The organism is Streptomyces glaucosporus (assembly GCF_039533345.1).
Classification (GTDB): Bacteria; Actinomycetota; Actinomycetes; order Streptomycetales; family Streptomycetaceae; genus Streptomyces; species Streptomyces glaucosporus.
Window position 1 is genome coordinate 32,245 of the sequence record NZ_BAAATJ010000016.1, and the last position, 19,294, is coordinate 51,538.

General features: G+C 75.8%; 19 protein-coding genes. 6 read left to right on the forward strand and 13 right to left on the reverse strand.

Annotated features, from left to right (window positions below):
* Nucleotides 1-33 precede the first annotated feature (33 nt).
* The 3 genes from ABD358_RS17435 to ABD358_RS17445 form a co-directional block, all read right to left on the reverse strand.
* Complete coding sequence (locus tag ABD358_RS17435) at nucleotides 34-1,059, reverse strand: hypothetical protein (RefSeq protein ID WP_344631971.1); 1,026 nt, start codon at nucleotides 1,057-1,059, stop codon at nucleotides 34-36.
* Nucleotides 1,060-1,281: 222 nt separating this feature from the next.
* A complete protein-coding gene (locus tag ABD358_RS17440; protein ID WP_344632070.1) occupies nucleotides 1,282-1,971 on the reverse strand; it encodes a response regulator in 690 nt (229 codons plus the stop codon).
* A 115-nt stretch (nucleotides 1,972-2,086) separates the two neighbouring features.
* Nucleotides 2,087-3,169: a rhamnogalacturonan acetylesterase gene (locus ABD358_RS17445; RefSeq protein ID WP_344631972.1), complete on the reverse strand. Its 1,083-nt coding sequence runs from the start codon at nucleotides 3,167-3,169 to the stop codon at nucleotides 2,087-2,089.
* A gap of 159 nt (nucleotides 3,170-3,328) precedes the next feature.
* Here ABD358_RS17445 and ABD358_RS17450 point away from each other — a divergent pair, with 159 nt between their 5' ends.
* Entirely contained in the window at nucleotides 3,329-4,156 is an 828-nt protein-coding gene (locus ABD358_RS17450) for an SDR family NAD(P)-dependent oxidoreductase (protein WP_344631973.1), read from the forward strand.
* 109 nt (nucleotides 4,157-4,265) lie between these two features.
* Here ABD358_RS17450 and ABD358_RS17455 read toward each other — a convergent pair whose 3' ends face one another.
* A complete protein-coding gene (locus tag ABD358_RS17455) occupies nucleotides 4,266-4,667 on the reverse strand; it encodes a hypothetical protein (RefSeq protein WP_344631974.1) in 402 nt (133 codons plus the stop codon).
* A 126-nt stretch (nucleotides 4,668-4,793) separates the two neighbouring features.
* On the opposite strand from ABD358_RS17455, the gene ABD358_RS17460 reads away from it, so the two are divergent.
* Entirely contained in the window at nucleotides 4,794-5,294 is a 501-nt protein-coding gene (locus tag ABD358_RS17460; RefSeq protein ID WP_344631975.1) for a DNA-binding protein, read from the forward strand.
* Nucleotides 5,295-5,335: 41 nt separating this feature from the next.
* Here ABD358_RS17460 and ABD358_RS17465 read toward each other — a convergent pair whose 3' ends face one another.
* Together ABD358_RS17465 and ABD358_RS17470 are read right to left on the reverse strand one after the other, a co-directional pair.
* On the reverse strand, nucleotides 5,336-6,622 hold the full coding sequence (locus ABD358_RS17465) for an NAD(P)/FAD-dependent oxidoreductase (RefSeq protein ID WP_344631976.1): 1,287 nt from the start codon (nucleotides 6,620-6,622) through the stop codon (nucleotides 5,336-5,338).
* A gap of 165 nt (nucleotides 6,623-6,787) precedes the next feature.
* Nucleotides 6,788-7,276, reverse strand: a complete 489-nt coding sequence (locus tag ABD358_RS17470; protein WP_344631977.1) for a DUF421 domain-containing protein — start codon at nucleotides 7,274-7,276, stop codon at nucleotides 6,788-6,790.
* A 268-nt stretch (nucleotides 7,277-7,544) separates the two neighbouring features.
* Between ABD358_RS17470 and ABD358_RS17475 the strand changes: the two genes are divergently transcribed.
* Nucleotides 7,545-9,137 (forward strand): PucR family transcriptional regulator, encoded by a 1,593-nt coding sequence (locus tag ABD358_RS17475; RefSeq protein ID WP_344631978.1) that lies wholly within the window; start codon nucleotides 7,545-7,547, stop codon nucleotides 9,135-9,137.
* 31 nt (nucleotides 9,138-9,168) lie between these two features.
* Here ABD358_RS17475 and ABD358_RS17480 read toward each other — a convergent pair whose 3' ends face one another.
* Nucleotides 9,169-9,615, reverse strand: a complete 447-nt coding sequence (locus ABD358_RS17480; RefSeq protein WP_344632071.1) for an ATP-binding protein — start codon at nucleotides 9,613-9,615, stop codon at nucleotides 9,169-9,171.
* Between the two features lie 124 nt (nucleotides 9,616-9,739).
* A complete protein-coding gene (locus ABD358_RS17485; protein ID WP_344631979.1) occupies nucleotides 9,740-10,375 on the reverse strand; it encodes a TetR/AcrR family transcriptional regulator in 636 nt (211 codons plus the stop codon).
* A 154-nt stretch (nucleotides 10,376-10,529) separates the two neighbouring features.
* Between ABD358_RS17485 and abc-f the strand changes: the two genes are divergently transcribed.
* From abc-f to ABD358_RS17500, 3 genes are all read left to right on the forward strand, one after another.
* Nucleotides 10,530-12,164, forward strand: coding sequence for a ribosomal protection-like ABC-F family protein (gene abc-f / locus ABD358_RS17490; protein ID WP_344631980.1), 1,635 nt, complete (start codon nucleotides 10,530-10,532; stop codon nucleotides 12,162-12,164).
* A 120-nt stretch (nucleotides 12,165-12,284) separates the two neighbouring features.
* Nucleotides 12,285-13,178 (forward strand): virginiamycin B lyase family protein, encoded by an 894-nt coding sequence (locus ABD358_RS17495; RefSeq protein ID WP_344631981.1) that lies wholly within the window; start codon nucleotides 12,285-12,287, stop codon nucleotides 13,176-13,178.
* 77 nt (nucleotides 13,179-13,255) lie between these two features.
* Complete coding sequence (locus ABD358_RS17500; protein WP_344631982.1) at nucleotides 13,256-13,798, forward strand: hypothetical protein; 543 nt, start codon at nucleotides 13,256-13,258, stop codon at nucleotides 13,796-13,798.
* Between the two features lie 21 nt (nucleotides 13,799-13,819).
* Here the strand turns inward: ABD358_RS17500 and ABD358_RS17505 are convergent, their stop codons facing one another.
* From ABD358_RS17505 to ABD358_RS17525, 5 genes are all read right to left on the reverse strand, one after another.
* On the reverse strand, nucleotides 13,820-15,280 hold the full coding sequence (locus ABD358_RS17505; protein ID WP_344631983.1) for an aminotransferase class I/II-fold pyridoxal phosphate-dependent enzyme: 1,461 nt from the start codon (nucleotides 15,278-15,280) through the stop codon (nucleotides 13,820-13,822).
* Nucleotides 15,281-15,434: 154 nt separating this feature from the next.
* Entirely contained in the window at nucleotides 15,435-16,484 is a 1,050-nt protein-coding gene (locus tag ABD358_RS17510) for an LLM class flavin-dependent oxidoreductase (RefSeq protein ID WP_344631984.1), read from the reverse strand.
* 226 nt (nucleotides 16,485-16,710) lie between these two features.
* Nucleotides 16,711-17,301, reverse strand: a complete 591-nt coding sequence (locus tag ABD358_RS17515; protein WP_344631985.1) for a hypothetical protein — start codon at nucleotides 17,299-17,301, stop codon at nucleotides 16,711-16,713.
* A 187-nt stretch (nucleotides 17,302-17,488) separates the two neighbouring features.
* Entirely contained in the window at nucleotides 17,489-18,472 is a 984-nt protein-coding gene (locus tag ABD358_RS17520) for a hydroxyacid dehydrogenase (protein WP_425576363.1), read from the reverse strand.
* A gap of 318 nt (nucleotides 18,473-18,790) precedes the next feature.
* A complete protein-coding gene (locus tag ABD358_RS17525) occupies nucleotides 18,791-19,186 on the reverse strand; it encodes a VOC family protein (RefSeq protein ID WP_344631987.1) in 396 nt (131 codons plus the stop codon).
* Nucleotides 19,187-19,294: the final 108 nt, after the last annotated feature.

A 19,294-nucleotide genomic window follows, 5' to 3' on the forward strand; every position in this document is an offset into this window, starting at 1 on the left:
GTCGTTCTCTTCCGTGAGGAGCGGGGCGGGGTGTCAGCGGCCGGCGTGCCAGCGCCACTTGCGGAACGCCGCGACCGGGTCGCCGGAACCGAGGTAGCTCCAGGGGAACTCGGTGACCCGGCCGTCGAGCGCCGCGAACGCGGCCGCGGCCGCCTTGCGCTCACCGGCCAGCGAGAAGGCCATCGCGAAGGTGTTGTGCACGGGGATCCACTCGTGCGGACGTCCGGGGTCGAAATCGGGGTGCCGGATGGAGCGGTCGGCGGCCTCGTGCAGTTCGGCGCGCACCTCGGGGCGGCGCATGTACTTCTCGTCCTCGTCCGGTTCCAGGTCCAGCCAGCGCTCCAGGTGGGCGAGGGCCACGAGTTCGCCCAGCGGGCTCCCGCCGGGCGCCGCGAGCATCGAGTCGCGGGCGAAGGCGTGCATCTCCTCGTGCGAGCCGCCCCACTTGGCGCACACCTGCTGCAGCTGCTGCCGGTGGGCGCCCGGGTGCCCGGGGCAGCGGCGCACGGTCGCCTCGAAGCGGCGCCGGGCGATCTCCTGCCCGACCTGGAGGCCGCGCCCGGAGACCTGGAGCATGAACCAGGGGGCGACCCAGTCGGGTTCGCGTTCGGCCACCCGGTACAGCAGGTCCTCGGCCACTCCCAGCCGCTCGTGGAAGACCTGGAACTGCTCGCGGGAGACCTGGGAGGCCCGGGCGGCGGTGCGGGCCTCCCATCCCCAGTGGATGTGGTGCGCGCCGGCCGTCAGCAGGGCCAGTGTGCCGTCCGGTTCCCGCTCCAGCACGCCGCCCATCCAGCCGGCCATGCCCGGGGTGTCGGAGACGTTCCACACGAACCGCCCCAGCTTCTCCCCGTCGGTCACCGCCTCCAGGATTCCCCGCATCGCGGGCCAGTCCCCCGCGCGGGCCGCGGCCCGGAGCCGGGCCAGCTCCGGGTCGCCGTAGTCCGTCACCAGGCGCGCCTGCGGTTTGCGCCCCCATCTGCCGAACGAGAACACCGACCGGCGACGGTCGCTGTCCGACTGCTCCTGCTCCGTGGAGCGGTGGCCGGCGAATGCCACGATGTCGTCCCCCCTGTGGAACCCCGTCAGGGCCGCTGATCACCGCCCCCGCAGAACGAATATCATGCGGTGCCGACAACGCCTCGGCCAGGGGTTTTCGGAGGGCAGCCGAATGCGGCCGCGGCGGACGCGGCGGAGCGTCCCCCGGTCCCGTGGCGTGCGGTGCGCGGCGCTTCCCCTCGTCCGCCGCGGGACGGTGCCGGTTCCCCCGGACGCGGTTCCTCAGGCGCCGGTGCGGCCCTGTTCCGCCGGGGTGGTGCGCGGCCTGATCAGGCCGGTGTCGTACGCCAGGACGGTCGCCTGGACGCGGTCGCGCAGGCCCAGTTTGCGGAGCAGCGCGTTCACATGCGTCTTGACCGTCCCCACGGACACCCCGAGCCGCTCGCCGATCTCCGTGTTGTTCAGTCCCGAGGCGATGTGGAACAGCACTTCCCGTTCGCGGGGGGTGAGCCGCTCCAGCGCCTCGTCGGTCTCCGGCCGGGCCGGCGCGCCGTGCGCGAAGGCGGCGATGAGGCGGCCGGTCACCGCCGGCGCCAGGATGCCGTCCCCGGAGGCGACCACCCGGACGGCGGCCAGCAGGTCGTCGGCCCGGGCGTCCTTGAGCAGGAAGCCGGACGCCCCGGCGCGCAGGGCCTCGAAGACGTGGGCGTCCAGGTCGAAGGTGGTGAGCACCAGGACGCGGGGGCCGTCCTCGTTCCCGGCGATCAGGCGGGTGGCCGTCAGTCCGTCCATGCCGGGCATCCGGATGTCCATCAGCACCACGTCGGGGCGGAGTTCGGCCGCCATCGCCACGGCCGAGGCGCCGTCGCCCGCCTCGCCGACCACCGACAGGTCCGGTTCGGCGTCGACGATCGCGGCGAAACCCGCGCGGACCACGGCCTGGTCGTCGACGACCAGCACACGAACGGCGATGACTCCACCCCCTGGGCCGGGCCGGCGAGCGGTCGGACCGGCACCGCGCCATTGTCCCACGCGCGCGGGGGCCGCCGCCCGTGCCCGCCCCGGGGCGGGGGCGGGGGCGGGGGGGTCAGCGCAGCAGACGCTCCGGCACCAGTTCCCGGGCCCGCAGTTCGGCGACGACGAGGCGGGCGAACTCGGTCGCGCCGGTGACGGAGGTGTGGGTGTTGTCGCGCTTCTCGTCGTAGAGGTAGAGCGCCTTGGAGGCCTCCGGTCCGTACCGCTCGACGAGTCGCCGGGTGAGCTCGGTGAGGTCGATCAGCGGGACGCCGAGCTCCGTGGCGAGGGCGCGCTGCTCGGCGGGGAGGTCCACGCCGAGTCCGTTGACGTGGAGGGCGGTGCCGTTGTCCAGGGTGCCGTCGGCGTTGAACCAGCGGCGGACGACGGGAGTCACCAGGACGGGACGGGCCCCCTTGTCCCTCACCCGCCGGACGAGCCCGGTGAGGTTGGCCCGGTACTCCTCGGCGGTCGTCCGCTTGTCGTTGTGGCCGAACTGGAGGAGCACGAGGTCGCCGCGCCGGACGCGCTCGTACATGGCCGGGAACAGGGCGGGGTCGGCCTGGAAGGACGCCGAACTCTCGCCGGAGTCGGCGTGGTTGGCGACCGCGAGGCCCCGCTTCAGGAACTGCGGGAGCTGCTGCCCCCAGCCGGAGTAGGGCTCGGCGGGCTGGTCGCAGACGGTGGAGTCGCCGGCCAGGAAGAGTGCGGGCCCGTGCCGGGCCGGGGTAACCCTGACGCTGTGGAGCCGGGGTGCCGGTCCGCCGAAGTACAGGTCGAGGCCGGGGCTGCCGGCGGGGCCGGTCGGCTCGCCCTCGGGTTCGCGCACGTCGACGGTGAAGCCGCGCCGGACCCTCTCCCCCGCGTCCGTGGCCGTCTCGGCCAGAACGGTCCTGCGGGCCTCGGCGGTGACGGTGGTGCTGCCCGCGGTCCCGCCGCCCAGCACCACGGTGACGTCGTACGTGCCCGGGGCGACGTCGAAGTGGCAGACCACCGGCCGCTCTCCGGAACACGCTTGCGGTGTCCGGGCCTGGCTCGCGGGCCGGGCGGGGTACGCGTCGGCCCGGGCGGGGTCCGCGCCGGCCCGGGCGGGTGTGCCGGAGAGAGCGGCGATCGAGGCTACGGCGGCCAGCAGGGCGGTACCGGCACGTCTCATGGCGTTCCCTTTCCGTGCGGGGAGTCGGACGACCCGGGGAACCCAACCACATGCAGTAAGCGCTTTCCAGAGGGCGTGCCGCACGCGCCGGACGCGCGGGCCGGACCGGCCGGGGCTCCGCCCGAGGTGACCGGGCCCGACGAGGGGTACCCGGACGGCATGAGCGAGCATCCCACCACCGGCCCCCGCCCGCTGGCCCTGGTCACCGGGGCCTCCAGCGGCATCGGCCTGGAACTGGCCCGGCAGTTCGCCGAGCACGGCTTCGACCTGCTGGTCAACGCCGAGGACGACCGGCTGGCCGACGCCGCCGAACGGCTGCGCGCCGCCGGAACCGAGGTCGTGCCCGTCCGGGCCGACCTGCGCCGCCACGACGAGGTCGAACGGCTGTGGTCGGCCGTCACCGCGACGGGACGCCCCGTCGACGCCGCGGCCCTCAACGCCGGCATCGGCCGGGGCGGCGCGTTCACCGACACCGACCTGGCCGACGAACTCGACCTGATCGCCCTCAACGTCACCTCCACCGTGCACCTGGCCAAGCGTCTGCTGAGGGACATGGCCGCCCGCGGCGAGGGGCGGCTGCTGATCACCTCGTCCGTCGCGTCCACCATGCCCGGCCCCTACCAGGCGGTCTACAACGCCTCGAAGTCGTTCCTGCAGTCCTTCGCCGAGGCGCTGAGCGACGAGTTGCGGGACACCGGGGTCACGGTCACCTCGCTGATGCCCGGACCGACCGACACCGACTTCTTCCGCCGGGGCGGTCTGGAGGACACCCGGCTCGCCGAACAGGCCACGGACGACCCGGCGCTGGTCGCCCGGCAGGGCTTCGAGGCCCTGATGCGGGGCAAGGAGAAGAAGCTCGCCGGCTCGGCGAAGTCGCGCGCCATGGGACGGGTCAACGCCGTGCTCCCCGACCGCCTCAAGGCCGCCGGGCACCGGAAGACGGCCGAACCCGGCTCCGCCGGCGGGGGGCGCGACGGGGAGGACTGAGCACGGCCGGAGCCGCCGGGTCCCGCCCGGCCCGGCGGCGTCCGCGGCGCGGGTGCGCGGCGGACGGGCGCGGCGGGGCCGGGCGGACCGCTCCGGGGAGCGGACGGGCCTACGGCCTGGCGTCGAACCGGTTCCGCAGGCCTCCGTCCGCGCCGAAGACGTCCATCAGGTAGCCCCGCGCGAGCGGCAGTCCCTCCTCCTGCCGCACGAACCCGATGACCGACTCCTGGAGTTCGCCGAAGGGCCCCTCGTCGCGTCTCCACACGACCAGCAGGGGAGCGCCGTCAGGACCGGGGCTCCGCCGGATTCCGTACACGTCCTCCAGTCCGCCCCACCGGCGGTAGCGCTCGGCCAGCCGGGCCGCGGCGTCGGGCACGGCGGTCGAGGTGGCCGTGGGGCCCGGGGAGAGGCAGGATCCCGGGACGCCGTCCGCGGTGCAGCCGGACAGCCCGGACAGCAGGGCGGCGATTCCGGCGCAGACCGGTGACACCGAACGGGTGATTCGTCTCATCGCGCCATCATCCCTGCGGTGGGGGCGCTTCACCGGTCTCCCCCGGACCGGTCCGCCGGGACTGCTTGAACACTTCGTTCAATACGTCTTGTTGACACTTGATGGTGTGTCGGACATCGTTGTGCCATGCCGTCGAATCCCGGACAGTCCCCCGATCCCTTCACGCCCCCGGACCCGGACCAGGCGCGGGCGCACCGCGTGCACGCGTCCCTGTTCCGCATCGCCGAGCGGCACGCGGCCACCGAGGAACAGCGCCGTCGGCAGGTCCACCCCTCGGTCATCGCTCCGCACGAGGCCGTCAGACTCGTGTCGTTCCTGCTCAGCGGGGCCGCACGGCTCGAGGACGACGAACCGGAGGTGGACCGGGCCGACATCGTCGCCGCCCTGAGCCTCGTCCCCCGGGCCCGTGGCGAGATGGACGAGATCGAGGCCGGGCTCCTGCGGATGGCGCGGGGCCGCGGCATGACCTGGCAGGAGATCGCCTTCGGCCTCGGGCTCGGCACCCCGCAGGCGGCCCGGCAGCGCTACGAACGGCTGACCGACCGCATCGCCGCCGGCGCGGAGGACGACGGGGGGAACGGCGAGGAGGACGGCGCGCGGAACGGCGCGGACGCCGGCGCGCGGTAGGCGCGGGCCCCGCCCGCCCCGCGCGGGGCGGGCGGGAGCCGTCACCGCAGCGGGTCGAACGGCCTCAGCTCGGCGGGCTCGCGGCCGGTGGCGATCCGCTCCGCGAGGAGCCTGCCCGTGACCGGCCCCAGGGTGATGCCCCACATGCCGTGCCCGCCGGCGGCGAAGACCCGGGGGGAGCGGGTGGCGCCGATCAGCGGCAGGCCGTCGGCGGTGCAGGGCCGGGAGCCGACCCACTCGTCCCGGCGCGCGTCCAGCCCGGCGCCTTCGAGCAGGGGGCGCGCGGCGTCGACGATGGCCCGGATCCTGCGGCGGTCCAGCGGCGCGCCGGGACGGCGGAACTCCATCATCCCCGCGACGCGCAGCCGGTCGCCCAGCGGCGTGCACGCCACCCGCTGGGCCGGGAAGTAGACCGGCCCGGACGGCGCCCGCTCCACCGGGACGCTGAAGCTGTATCCCCGGCCGGCCTGCACGACGCGGCGGATGCCGAACTTCCGGCCCAGGTCGCCGAGGTGCGCCCCGCCGGCCAGGACGACCGCGTCGAAGCGCCCGGTGGTTCCGCCGGACAGCACGAGGTGCGCGCCGTCCGCGCGGTCGTGGACGGCGGTCACCGCGGCGCCCGTGCGGATCTCGCCGCCGCGGGCGCGGACGGAGTCGGCCAGCGCGTGCACGAACGCGCCGGGGTCGATGTAGCGCTGACCGTGCAGGCGGACCGCCGCGCCGATCCGCGGCGACAGGCACGGCTCCGCCTCGCGGGCCTCGTCGCCGTCCAGGAGGTCGAAGTCGATGTCCTGGCCGGCGGAGCGGATGTGCTCCAGTTCCTCCAGCAGGACGGTGCGCTCCCGCGCGGTGCGGTACGCCGCGACGAAGGACTTGGCCTCCACGGTGGGCGCCTCCACCCCGCCCGCGGCCAGGAGGTCGAAGCTCCCCAGGGCCAGGCGGTTGACGGGGACGAGGGCGCTCATCGCCCGCCGCCACCGGGCGGTGGTGCTGTGGCGGACGAACCCGGTCAGGAACCTGATCAGGCCCGGGTCGGCGCTGGGCGGGACGTAGACCGGGGAGGAGGGGCTGAGCACCGCGCGCAGCCCGTACCGGAGGACGGCGGGCTCGGGCAGCGGGGTGGCCAGGCCGGGGGTCAGCCATCCGGCGTTCCCCAGCGAGGCCCCGGCGGCCACGCCCCCGCGGTCGTACACCGTGACCTCCACCCCGCGGTCCTGCAGGAACCAGGCGGTGGACAGTCCGACCATGCCGGCGCCGACGACGGCGACGCGGTCCGGGCGGGGGCCGGATGCGGAGCCGGAGACAGAGCCGGAGACAGAGGAAGCCATGAGGGAGCCTCTCCTTTCGACCGATGTGCCTCCGATGGTGCGTCCGGCGGCCCCGGCTGTCTTCGTGCCGGGCGGCCCATCCGGGCGGGGACGGTGGTTCGGCCCGCACAAACACGCGCGGCACCGGCGGCGGCGCCCCGTTCAGCGGGCGGACGGGCCGGCGGCCTACCCGTCCGCACGGCGGAGCACGCTGATCATCCCGTTGGGTTCCAGGTAGGCCAGACGGACCTGCGCCGGGTCGTGGACGCCGTGCAGCCGCAACTGGCTGAGCACCTCCTCGGTGGTCATGAACTCCCGCCGCATCAGCCGGCGGTTCAGCCGGCCGTCCCGGATCAGCGGGCGCGGGCTGGCCTTCACCACCGCGGCGAACCGGGGGAACCGGTAGGCGGCCGCGTCGACGGCCACGCTGCACACCAGGATCGCGGCGGTCAGCACGATGCCGTCGGTCACCGAGTCGGAGTCGCCGCCGAGGCCGCCCGAGACGGCCTCGGCGATCAGCACGACGATCAGCACGTCGGTGAGCCCCAGGCCGCCGGACTCCCGCTGGCCCACGACCCGCATCATGGCCAGCAGCGCCAGGTAGATCACCACGCCCCTGAGGACGGTCTCCGGCAGGGGCGCGTCGGGGGCGAACATCTCGCTCAGTTCGGGCATGGCGCCCGGTCTACCCGGTCGGCGCGGAGCGGGACGGGCGACGCGCTGGGCCTCCCTCCGGCGGGGTGACCGGGTCCGCCGGCGCCTCTCCGCCACTCGCACGGAGCGCCGGACGAGGGGTGCCGGGGAGCGCCGGGGACGCACACGGCACGATGAGGACCATGCGCACCCTCTCCGTGTTCCGCGGCGTCCCCGTCCCCGTGTCCCGCGCGGCTTCCCGCACCGCCGTGCGGGAAGCCCGCCGGGCGGCGGCCGACCGGGGCCTGCCGTGATCACCGTCACCGATCTGGCGGAGTCCCTGGGCGCCGGTCTGCTCCGGGTGGTCGTCCCGGGCCGCGGGACGGACGTCCACGACGTCGTCCTGGCCGAACCGGGCGACGGGGACAGCGCGGGACGGCCCGGCGAACTCGTCCTCGGCATCGGCCTGGCCGGTCCGGAGGCGGCCGTCGCGCTTCTGGAGGGGGCGGCGGAGGCCGGCGCGGCGGGCGTGGTGGTGAGGGCCCGGCTGGCCGGCGACCGGCGGGTCGCCGACGCCGCCCGGCGTCTGGACACGGCGCTCGCCGAGATCCAGCCGCACGTCTCCTGGGCCCATCTGGTGTGGCTGCTACGGGGCGTCGTCGACCGCGCGGCGGCCCCGGGCGGCGCGGCCCCGGAGGGGTGGGGGTCGCACGGCGACCTGTTCGCGCTGGCCGACACCGCGGCGGAGGCCGCCGACGCCCCGGTGACGATCGAGGACACCCGGTCCCGGGTCCTGGCCTACTCCGCCCGCCAGGACGCGACCGACCCGGCGCGGATGTCGACCATCGTGGGGCGGCGCGTGCCCCCGGAGGTTCTCGCCCACTACCGCGCGGCCGGGGTCTTCCGCAGGCTGGCACGGTCCGGCGAGCCCGTCCTGGCCCCGGCGGGGCCGGACGGGACGCTGCCGCGGCTGGTTATCCCGGTGCGGGCCGGAGGCGAGTGGCTCGGCTCGATCTGGGTGGTGGTCCGCCGGCCCGTGCCGGCCGACCGCGTCCGCCGGCTCACCGACATCGCGTCCGTCCTGGCCCTCCACCTGCTCCGGCTGCGGGCCGAGGCCGACATCGCGCGGCGGCTGACGGCCGGGGCCCTGCGCACGGCGCTGCGCGACGGCGCCCCGGACCCCGGCGGCGCGCCGCTCCTGCCGGCGGGGCCGTGGCGCGTGGTGCGGCTGACCAGCGACGGGGACGTGCCGGACGTGCGGGTGCAGCTGGAGGTGTGGGAGTCGGTCGTGCGCCGGTTCGGGTGGCACCGGCCCCTGCTCACCGACCTGGACGGCCTGCTGTACGGGGTCCTCGCCGAGCCCGGCCCGGACCGGCGGCCCGACGACCCGGACGACGCGCCCGGTTCGCCGGCCTGGCTGCGGCATGTGCTCGGCCGGGTGCGGCCGCACGACGCCGGGCTCCGCGCGGCGGTCGGCGGTCTCGCCCGCTCCCTCTCCGAGCTGCCGCGTTCACGGGCCGAGGCCGACGAGCTGAGCCGGCTGCCCGGCGCCGGGCGGCCGGCCGCCGGTCTCCCCGCGGACGGAGTCGTCGCCCTGGAGGACGTCTGGGACGCGGTCGTGGTCGAACGGGCCCGTGCCGCGATCGGGGACGATCCCGGCCTGCTCGGCAGCCCGCTCGCCGCGCTGCGGGACCACGACCGGGCGCACGGCACCTCCTACCTCGCCACTCTCACGGCATGGCTGGACCACTACGGCGATCCGCAGCGGGCCGCGCGGGCCCTGCGGATCCATCCCAACACTTTGCGGTACCGGCTGCGGAGGCTCGGCGAGGCGGCGCCCGTGGACCTGTCGTCCCCGCGGGTGCGGCTCGCCCTGCGGCTGCAGCTCGCCGCCCTGGAGTGAGGTCTCCCCGGGCCGGTCGGGCGGGGAGGCGTCAGCCGTGCGCGGCCTCCAGGGCGATCCGGACCTTGATCCGTTTGCCGACGGGGTCGCGGCGGACGTCGAAGCCCTCGCAGAGGGCGAGGACGATCTCCAGGCCGTGCTGGCCGACCCGGCCCGGTTCGGCGGCGCGGGTGATCGGCAGCCTGGGGTTGCCGTCCCACACCGTGATCTCCAGGACCCGCTCGTGCAGCTCCAGGTCCAGGACGCAGGGCCCGGGGGCGTACTTGCAGGCGTTGGTCACCAGTTCGCTCACGACCAGCCGGGCCGTGTCGGCCGTCCGCCGGGTGACGGGGAAGCCGTGGACCGCCCGGGCCCGGGACAGGAAGCCGGTGACGAACTGCCGGGCGTCCGCGATGGACCCCGCCTCGCCGTCGTAGGCGGCTCCGGCCCGCAGCCGGGGGCCCGTCGATGTCGGCCCGCACGCGTCGCCCAGCGTCATCCGATCCATGGCCCCTTGCCCCCCGTGCCCCCTGTTTCCGCCTTTTTTCACGCGGACACCCGTCCGTGTACCCGCGTGCGCCACCGTCATGCGCGGCGGCGGGCCGGAGCGCGCGACGGCCTCCTCAGGGCTCCGCGAAGGCCCCGGCGGACGCGGCGAGGGCGGCGGCCCGGGCCGCGTGGCCGGGCAGGCCGGGATCGGGCGGTGTGCGCAGGAGCACCAGGTGGTGGTAGAGGGGCGCGGTGGCGGCCACGAGCAGCCGGCGCGCGTCGGTGGCCGCCGGGATCTCCCCGCGCCGGACCGCGCGGTCGACGACGGCCTCGCAGCGCGCGTACCGGTCGTCCCAGAAGCGCCGCAGGGCCTCGGCGGCCTCCGCGGAGCGGAACGAGGCGGCGATCAGGGCCGCGGTGATCGACGGCCGCTCCGTCAGGGCCTGGTGGACCTCGCGGTTCAGCGCCGTCAGGTCGCCCTCCAGGCTGCCGGTGTCCCGCGGGCGCCAGTCGTCGCCGCCCGCCGCGTCGAGGACGTCGGCGAGCAGGCCGCCGACGTCGCGCCAGCGCCGGTAGACGGTGGTGCGGTGCACGCCCGCGCGGGCGGCGACGGCGTCCACGGTCAGCTCGTCGTAGCCGTGTTCCAGCAGCTGCGCGCGGACCGCGTCGAGGACCCGCGCCCGGACCAGGGCGCTGCGGCCGCCCGGGCGGCGGGCCGGTGCCGTCCGGGCGCCGCCGTCGTCCGGTCGCGGTCCGGCCGCGGAGGTCATGCGGAAATCCGGGTTGCCCGGAGGGAGGGGGACATGCCACCATCTTAACGCAACTGATGTCGCTTTAAGGAGTCGGTCGTGCTCTTCCGAGGTGTTCTCCCCGTCCCGCGGCCCGTGCCGGCCGCACCGTTCCCGAACACCTCGGAGGCCCTGTATGACCACGCAGATCACCGCTCTGTCCGTCACCAAGACCTACGGTGACCGCACCGTCCTGGACTCGGTGACGTGCTCGCTCGCCGCGGGCGGGCGCACCGGGATCGTCGGCGAGAACGGCTCCGGCAAGACGACGCTGCTGCGCCTGCTGGCCGGCCTGGAGGAGCCCGACCTCGGGGAGGTCGTCGTCCGGGCCGAGGGCGGCGTCGGCCACTTCGCCCAGCACGAGCCCCTCCCGCCCCACCTGACCGTCCAGGAGGTCGTCGACCTCGCCCTGGGCGAACTGCGCGCGATCGAGGACCGGATGCGCCGCCTGGAGGCCGCCATGGCCGACGGCGCCGCGTCGCACCTGGCCGAGTACGGGGAGCTGCTGACGGTCTTCGAACTCCGCGGCGGGTACGACGCCGACGCCCGCGTGGAGCGCGCCCTGCACGGCCTCGGCCTGGGCCGGCTCCGCCGCGACCGCACGGTGGGCGCCCTCTCCGGAGGCGAGCGGGCCCGGCTGCGCCTGGCGTCCCTCCTCGCCTCCTCACCGGAGGTCCTGCTGCTGGACGAGCCCACCAACCACCTCGACGACAACGCCCTGACCTGGCTGGAGGAGCATCTGCGCACCCGGCGCGGCACCACCGTGGCGGTCTCCCACGACCGGGTCTTCCTCGAACGCGTCACCACCTCCCTGCTGGAGGTGGACGCCGACCGCCGCACCGTGACCCGGTACGGCGACGGCTACGCCGGCTACCTCGCCGGGAAGGCCGCGGCCCGGCAGCGCTGGGTCCAGGCGCACGAGCGGTGGCGGGCCGACGTGGAGCGGCTCCGGGAGACCGCCGCGACCACCGCGCGCCGGGTCGCCCCCGGCCGGGCGATGAAGGACGGCAACAAGATGGCCTACGACCGGGCGGCCGGCCGTGTGCAGCAGTCCCTCGCCTCCCGGGTGCGCAACGCCGAGGAGCGCCTGCGCCGCCTCCTGGCGGATCCGGTGCCGCCTCCCCCTCGGCCGCTGAGGTTCTCCCCGGTGCTGCGCACCGGCTCCCCGCAGGGCCCGGAGGGGGAGAGGAGCGCCGTGCTCGACGCCGAGGGCGTCACCGTCGCCGGACGGCTCGGGCCCACGGACCTCAGCCTCCCCGCGGGCGGGCGGCTGCTGGTCACCGGGCCGAACGGGGCGGGCAAGAGCACCCTGCTGCGCGTCCTGGCCGGCGGGCTCTCCCCCGACGGCGGACGCCTCGTCCGCCGCGGCCGCGTCGGATACCTCCCCCAGGACCCCGCTCCCGGCCGGCCGGGCGAGACGGTGCTGGAGGCCTTCGCCCGCGGCCGGGCGGGGACGCCCGGCGAGCACGCCGAACGGCTGCTCTCCCTCGGGCTGTTCGACCCCGACCGGCTCTCCGTGCCGGTCGGGGCCCTGTCCACGGGGCAGCGGCAGCGCCTCGCCCTGGCCCGGCTGGTCGACGAGCCGGCCGACGTCCTGCTGCTGGACGAGCCCACCAACCACCTCTCCCCCGCCCTGGTGGAGGAGTTGGAGGCGGCCCTGGAGGACTACCGGGGCGCGCTCGTCGTCGTCAGCCACGACCGCCTGCTGCGCCGGCGGTGGCGGGGCGGCCGGCTCGATCTGCGGCCGGCTCCCGCGCCCGCCGCGCTGTGAGGCGGCGGTCCGGGACAGCCCCGCCACCGCCGCCGTCCCGCACCGCGCCGCACGCCGCACGCCGCGCGCACCCCGCACCGTCCCGCACCCGCCCGCCGAGCAGCCCGAAGAAGGAGCCCCATGACCCGCCGTACCGCGTCCGTCGAGCGGATACCCGTCCCCGACCCCGCGTCGGGCCCCTACTCCATCACCGCGGGCCCCGACGGCGCCCTGTGGTTCACGCTGGTCCACGCCGGACGGATCGCCCGCCTGGCCCCCGACGGCCGGATCGACGTCCACCGGCTCGACTCCGCGGCCTGCGGGCCGACGGTGATCACACCGGGTCCCGACGGGGCCCTGTGGTTCACCCGGTACCAGGACCACCGGATCGGCCGCGTCACCACCGACGGGCAGGCGTCCTCCTTCCCCGTCCCGACCCCGGACGGCGGCCCGTTCGGCATCGCCGCCGCGTCCGACGGCGCCCTGTGGTTCACCCAGACGCGCACCGACCGGATCGGCCGCGTCACCACCGACGGCCGGATGACGGAGTTCCCGCTGCCCGCCACCGGCGCCTTCCCGTCGGCCATCACCGCGGGCCCCGACGGCGCGCTGTGGTTCACCCTCAACCAGGCGGACGCGATCGGCCGGATCTCCCTCTCCGGGGACGTCACGGTCCACCCGCTCCCCACCGGGGGCACCGCTCCGGTCGGCATCGCGTGCGGTGCGGACGGCGCGCTCTGGTTCGCCGGCCTCGGCGCCGGTCTGATCGGCCGCGTCACCACCGACGGCCGCGTGACCGAGTTCCCCCTCCCCGAGCGCGACTCCCGCCCCCACGCCGTCGTCCCGGGCCCCGACGGCGCGATCTGGTTCACCGAGTGGGGCGCGGGCCGCGTCGGGTCCATCACCCCGGACGGCCGCATCGAGGAGTACGACCTGCCTGTCCCCTCCCCGGAGCCCCACGGGCTGGCCTTCGGGCCCGGCGGCGCCCTCCACGTCGCGCTGGAGGTCGGCGAGATCGTCCGGCTGGAGCCGTGACGCCCGCCGGCCGCCCCCGGGCCTCCCCGGGGGCGGCCGGTTGCGGACACCACCGGGGAGGTTGTTGGGTTCCGGGCATGACGGCATCGGACGACCTTCTGCGCCGGATCGAGAACGATCCCGTCCTCGCGGGGCTGCTGGCGTGGCCCGGAGACTTCGACATCGGCCGCCGGGACCCGGTGGAGGACCTCCGGCTCCCCACCGGCATGCCGCTGCACCCGGTGGCCGGCTGCGGGGGCGGGGGCACCTACTTCCTGTGCGGCGCGCCCGGCGCGCCGCACAGGCCGGTGCTGTACGCCGACTCCGAGGGGCAGGCCGCCCTGATCGCCGAGGACCTCGTCGAGGCCGTTCGACTGGTCGCCGTCCCCCCCTACTGGCGGGACGCGGGCGCCGGCCACCCCCTGGACGAACTGGAGGAGGAGATGCGCGAGGACCACCCCGACATCGGCGGGCTCCGGGGCCGTCTGGCGGCCGCCCTGGGCATCCCGCTGCCGTCGGCGGAGGAGGCCCTGGCCCGGCTGCGGGCGGCGGCCGCCGGGACCGCCCCGGACTTCGTGCCGGTCGCGGCCGGCACGGACGGCGCCGAGCCCTGCGAGCCGCTCTTCGGGGACCGCGTCTGAGCCCCGGGGCGGGCAGCGCCGTCAGCGGGCCATCACCCGGATGGTCCTCACCTCGGGGTCGGCGGCGTCGGGGATCAGCATGCCGGCCGCGACCCCGCTGCGCAGGTACTCCACCACCTCCGCGGTGACGACCTCGCCCGGGGCCACGGCCGGAACGCCGGGCGGGTAGGGGCTGAGCATCTCCGCGGCGACGCGTCCGACGGCCTTCTCCGCGGGGACCTGCTCGGCCGGCCCGAAGAACGCCTCGCGCGGCAGGACCGCCTGCTCCAGTTCCAGCGCCCCCGGTTCGGGAAGCACCACCCGGGGCTGCCGCTCGATGGAGCCGGCCTCGTCGACCAGCTTCCGCAGCGACTCGACCAGCAGTTCCTCGGTCCGGTCGTCGTCCGCGTGGGTGATCTGGGCGTTGATCCGGCAGGCGTCGGCGGCGCCGACGTCGATGTGGCGGTCGGCGCGGAGCCACTCGGCCGCCTGCATGCCGCTGATGCCCAGCTCCCGCACGTCGATGCTGATCTTCAGCGGGTCCAGCTCCGCCGCCAGGCCCTCCTCGACGACCTCCCGGTCGAGGAGCCGCAGTCCGGGCATGTCCGCGACCGCCTCGCGGACACGGGCCGCGCGGCGCAGCGCCTCGCCCAGCAGTTCGTGCCCCTGCTCGACCATCTGGCGTCGCCATCCGTCGAGGGTGGCGAAGACCAGCGAGGAGGCGCTGGTGGTGCCCAACAGGTCCTCGCGCTGCTTGAGGACGTCGGGCGAGACCCGGTCGCCCTTGAGGTGGAAGACGGAGCTCTGCTCGACGGCGCCGCCCATCTTGTGGACGCTGGTGACCACCAGATCGGCCCCCACGTCCATGCCCCAGGCCGGCAGATCGGGGTGGAAGGGCAGGTGCGCGCCCCACGCCTCGTCGACGATGAGGGCGACGTCGCGCTCGTGGCACACCTCGGCGACGCCCCGGATGTCCGCGCAGGTGCCCCAGTCCGTGGGGGTGATCAGCAGCATGCCCTTGGCGTCCGGGTGGTCCTCCAGGGCCCGCCGCACGTCGTCGGGCTCCGGCGGGTGCGCCAGGTGCCGTTCGCCGTCGAACTTGGGGTGCACCCACACCGGGTCGACGCCGTTGACGATGACGGCGGCGATCACGGACTTGTGCGCGTTCCGCGAGATCAGGATCTTCTCGCCCGGGCCGGCCACCGCCAGCATGGCCGTCTTGACCGACAGGGAGCTGCCGCAGGTGGAGAAGAACGCCTTGTCGGCTCCGACGGCGTCCGCCATCAGCTCCTCCGCCTGGCTGACGACCCCCTGGGACTGGCGGCGGTCGTCCAGGCCGTTGAGGGAGAGGACGTCGTCGCGGAAGAGGTCCTTCCCCAGGATCTCCAGCACCCTGGGGTCGACGCCCCGGCCCTGCTTGTGCCCGGGAGGCCCGTACACCACGTCCCCCCGGCGCCGGAACTCCTCCAGCGCCTCCAGAACGGGCACACGCGAGTGGTCCATCGATTACCTCCTGGGGACGGCGGGCCGGACGGCCGGGCCCGCGTACCCGGCCGCGGGCCGGGCCGGCTCCTTCAGAGGTCCGGATAACCGGGCCCGGCGGCCCGAAACCGCCGGGCGCCGCCCCCGCCCCCGCTCGGGAGGTTCCGGAGCCGGGTCAGCCCCAGGCGGGCATGATCCGCTCGTGGATCAGCCGGAGCTGTTCGTCCACGCTCGCCACGCCGTCCACCTGCCGGCCGGTGAAGGCCTTGACCAGGACGCTGTCGGTGACGGCGCAGATGACGTGGTTGACGCCGCTGGGTTCGATGTCCTGGCGGATCCGCTCCAGGCACTCCTCGGGGGTGCCGGACACCGACAGCCGCTCGGCGACCTCGGGTGAGGTCAGTTCGATGCCCCGGGCCAGGTCGCCCGCGGCGATCGCCTCGATCACCGGTTTCAGCTCCTCGGGTTCGACGCCGTTGCGCCGCAGCTGCTCCTCCGGCATCGAGGAGGCGTAGATGCCGACCATCGAGCGGGCCGCCTCCTTCGCCGCGGCGCCGTCCGCGCCGGTGGCGAAGACGATCCAGGCCCCGATGTCCAGGCTCCGCCAGTCCTTCCCCGCGCGTTCCGCGCCCGCCCTGATGTGCCGGACGGCGTAGTCGTGGGCCTCGCGGGTGTAGCCCAGCGCGTGGTGGCAGCCGTCGGAGAGCTCCCCGGCCGCCTCGAACGACTTCGGGCCGCGCATCGCGCCGAGCTTGACGGGCAGGTGCTCCTGCACGGGCCGGGCGAAGGTGAACAGCCCGTCGTAGGTGAAGAATTCGCCGCTGTGGTCGATGGCGCCCTCGTCGAGCAGGGTGCGCACCACGTGCAGCGCCTCCTTGGTGCGCGACAGCGGCCTGATGCGCGACCAGTCGACGCCGTACTGCGCCAGCAGGCCGAAGTTCCCGCAGGACAGCACGCCTTCGGCACGGCCTCCGGAGAGTTCGTCGAGGGTGGCCAGCGCCTGGGCGATCAGGGTGGGTTCGCGCAGGACCACGGAGGACAGGCTGGGGCCGAGGCGGATGCGGCCGGTCTGCACGGCGGCGGCGGCGAAGAGCAGCCACATGTCCTTGTGCCACGTCTCGTCGGCCGCGTAGCAGGCGTGGAAGCCGAGTTCGTCGGCGAGCCTGATCGACGCGAGGGACTCCTGGAGCGGGTGGTCGGGAAGCAATACGTAACTGAACCTCACCGAACGCCTTTCCCGAGTGCGTTCCCCGTGGGGAGGCGGTGTCCGGGGCGCCGCCTCCGCAAGGCTCGTCCACGGCCGTCCGCCTGTCCAGGGCGCGAACGGCGCGCGGGCGGCGCGGCCGTGCGCCGTTCGCGCCGCGGGCTCCGGCGCTCCACCCGGTACTCCGGCCGCCCGGGTCGCCGAACGCGGACACCCGGGCGGCCGGGGCGCCGCCGTGCGGAAGGCGTCAGTCCAGGTCCAGGCGTTCGGCGGCCTTGCGCAGCATCCCGAGCTTCTGCTGCGTCGGCCGCTGCTGCTCGCCCGCCAGGGCGCTGATGACGGTCAGCGTCCCGGTCAGGACCGGAATGCTCCACTGCGCCCAGCGGAGCTGCCGCTCGATGTCCTCGACGGCCGCGTGGTGCTCCTCGGACCCGGTGGGCGCCTCCGGGTCGGGTGACGACGCCTTCTCGATCCTCTTGCCCAGCACACGGCTGTAGGCGGTGGCGCCCATGGCCGCGGCGGTGACGGCGGTCTTGGCCACCGACATCGCGCCCACCCCCCGCTGGTGCCCCACCCGGTAGAAGTCGGACGCCAGCAGGGACACGGCGCCGACGAGGTGGGCGGCGATGGCCACCCCGTTGGCGGGGGTCCACTTCGCCCATCCGATGCTCGCGATCCTGTTTCCGGTCTTCTCGTCCTCCCACTCTCGTGCGACGCCGTTCAGACCGATGGCGCCCATCAGGGAGCCCCCGAACCATGCGCCCATTCCCAGGTCGTGCAGGCTGCGGGCGAGCGTGTTGCGTCCGGCCACGGTGATCTCCAGTCCGTTTTGTGGCATTTGCTGGCATTCAAGGCATACCAGAGGCTCGGGGAAGATGCCGCTCGGACCGGTCGGCCGCGACCCGGGGTCACTCCGTCACACCGCCGCCCCGTGGCACGCGGCGTACCGGCCGCCGCGGCCGGGCGCCCGGAATCCCCCGGCGCCGCCCGCCGGGCCGTCCGCCGGGCCGTCCGCCGCGGACGGTTCACGCCTGCGTCTCCAGGGCCTCCCGGGTGACGGGGGCGCGGGGCGGCAGCCCGGCCGCGTACCGCTCCAGCTCCTCCAGCGCCGCCGCGGCCATCCGCCGCGTCTCCGCGCCCAGGGAGCCGGCGACGTGCGGGGTGATCACCACATTGGGCAGGTCGTACAGCGGGGAGGAGGCCGGCAGCGGCTCCGGGTCGGTGACGTCCAGGATCGCGTACAGCTCCCGTCCGGCGCAGGCGCGTTCCAGCGCGGCGGTGTCCACGAGGGCGCCGCGCGCGGTGTTGACCAGGACCGCGCCGGGCGGCAGCGCGGCCAGTTCGGCGGCCCCGATCATGTGCCGGGTCCCCGGGAGGGAGGGAGCGTGGAGGCTCAGCACGTCGGCCTCGGGCAGCGCCCGCTCCAGGGTGGCGTGCTCGGCTCCGGCCCGGCGGATCGCGCCGGGGTCGGCGACGGGGTCCACGACCAGCACCCGGGCCAGGCCGAGCCCGGTCAGCAGGCGCGCGACCCGGCGGCCCACGCGGGAGAAGCCCACCAGCACCACGGTGCGGTCCCTGCCGCTCGGTTCCCCGTGCCGCTCGCGGTAGCTCCAGTCGTCGCGGAAGCCGCGGGCGTCGGCGGCCAGGAACGGCACCTTCTTGAACGCCCACAGGATCGCGGCGAGGGTGTAGTGGGCGACGGGCTCGGCATTGGCGTCGGCGGCGGTGGTCACCAGCAGCCCCCGGTCGAAGACGGCGTCGCCGACGTGGTGGCGCACGCTGCCGGCGGCGTGCAGCACCGCGCGCAGCCGCGGGGCGGCGCGCAGCACCTCCTCGTCCAGCGGGGGGCAGCCCCAGGAGGTGACCAGCACCTCCGTGCCGGCCAGGCGCGCGCGCACCGCGGGGGAGGCGAGTTCATGGGCGGCGGCGGGCTCGCCGAGAGAGGCGGTGGCGCGGAGCCTGGCCCACTCGGCCTCCCCGAACTGGGTGCGCAGCGTGCCGGGGTCCATCACCAGCAGCGTCTCGGGGCGGCGCGGGGCGCCGGGCGGCGTCCTCGTCACCGCGTCCTCCCGGCGGCCGGGCCGGTGCGCCGGCGGGCGCCGGGGAGCGCCGCCGGACGGTGCCGGGGGGCGGCGGGCGGGCCGCCTCGGGGGGACCGGGTCACGCGCGCACTCCTCCGGTGGGGCCGCGGGGCGCCGGGAACGGGTCCGGGCCGGCGGGCGCCGGCCCGTACCGGGGAGCCCGTCCCGCGCCTCGGCGGGCTGGAACAGCGGAATCGTCACCGCGCCGGGCCGTGGCGCGGCCGCGCCACGGCGGGAGGGGGCGGCTCAGTCCTCCGTGCGGCCCTCCCGGGCCACCAGGGCGAAGGTGTGCCCGGCCGGGTCGGAGTAGAGGCGGATGTCGCGCGGTCCCCCGTTGTCCCTGGTCTCGACCGGACGCGCCCCCAGGGCGATGGCCTCGCGCTCCGCCTCGTCCATGTCGTGCCGCGACACCAGGACGTGGAGGTGCGCCTGGAGCGAGTCGTCCGGGCGGGGCCAGCTCGGGGGCGTCAGGCCGCGGTCGCGCCGGATGGCCATCCGCACCCCGTCGTGCCCGGTCACCTCCACCAGGTCGGGGTCCACGCCCCGGCGCACCCCGGCGTCCAGCAGGCCGGCGTAGAACTCCGCCAGCGCCTCGGGCTCGGCGCAGTCCAGAACGAGCACGCTCGTCTTCTCGACGGTCATCTGTCACTCCCGGAATCGTCGGCGGCCTTCCCCGCCGCACCGTCCGTGTACCCCCTCAAGGCCCCCGGCAGGGGTGTGGAACCGGCCAACGGGCCCCGTCCGGGGAGC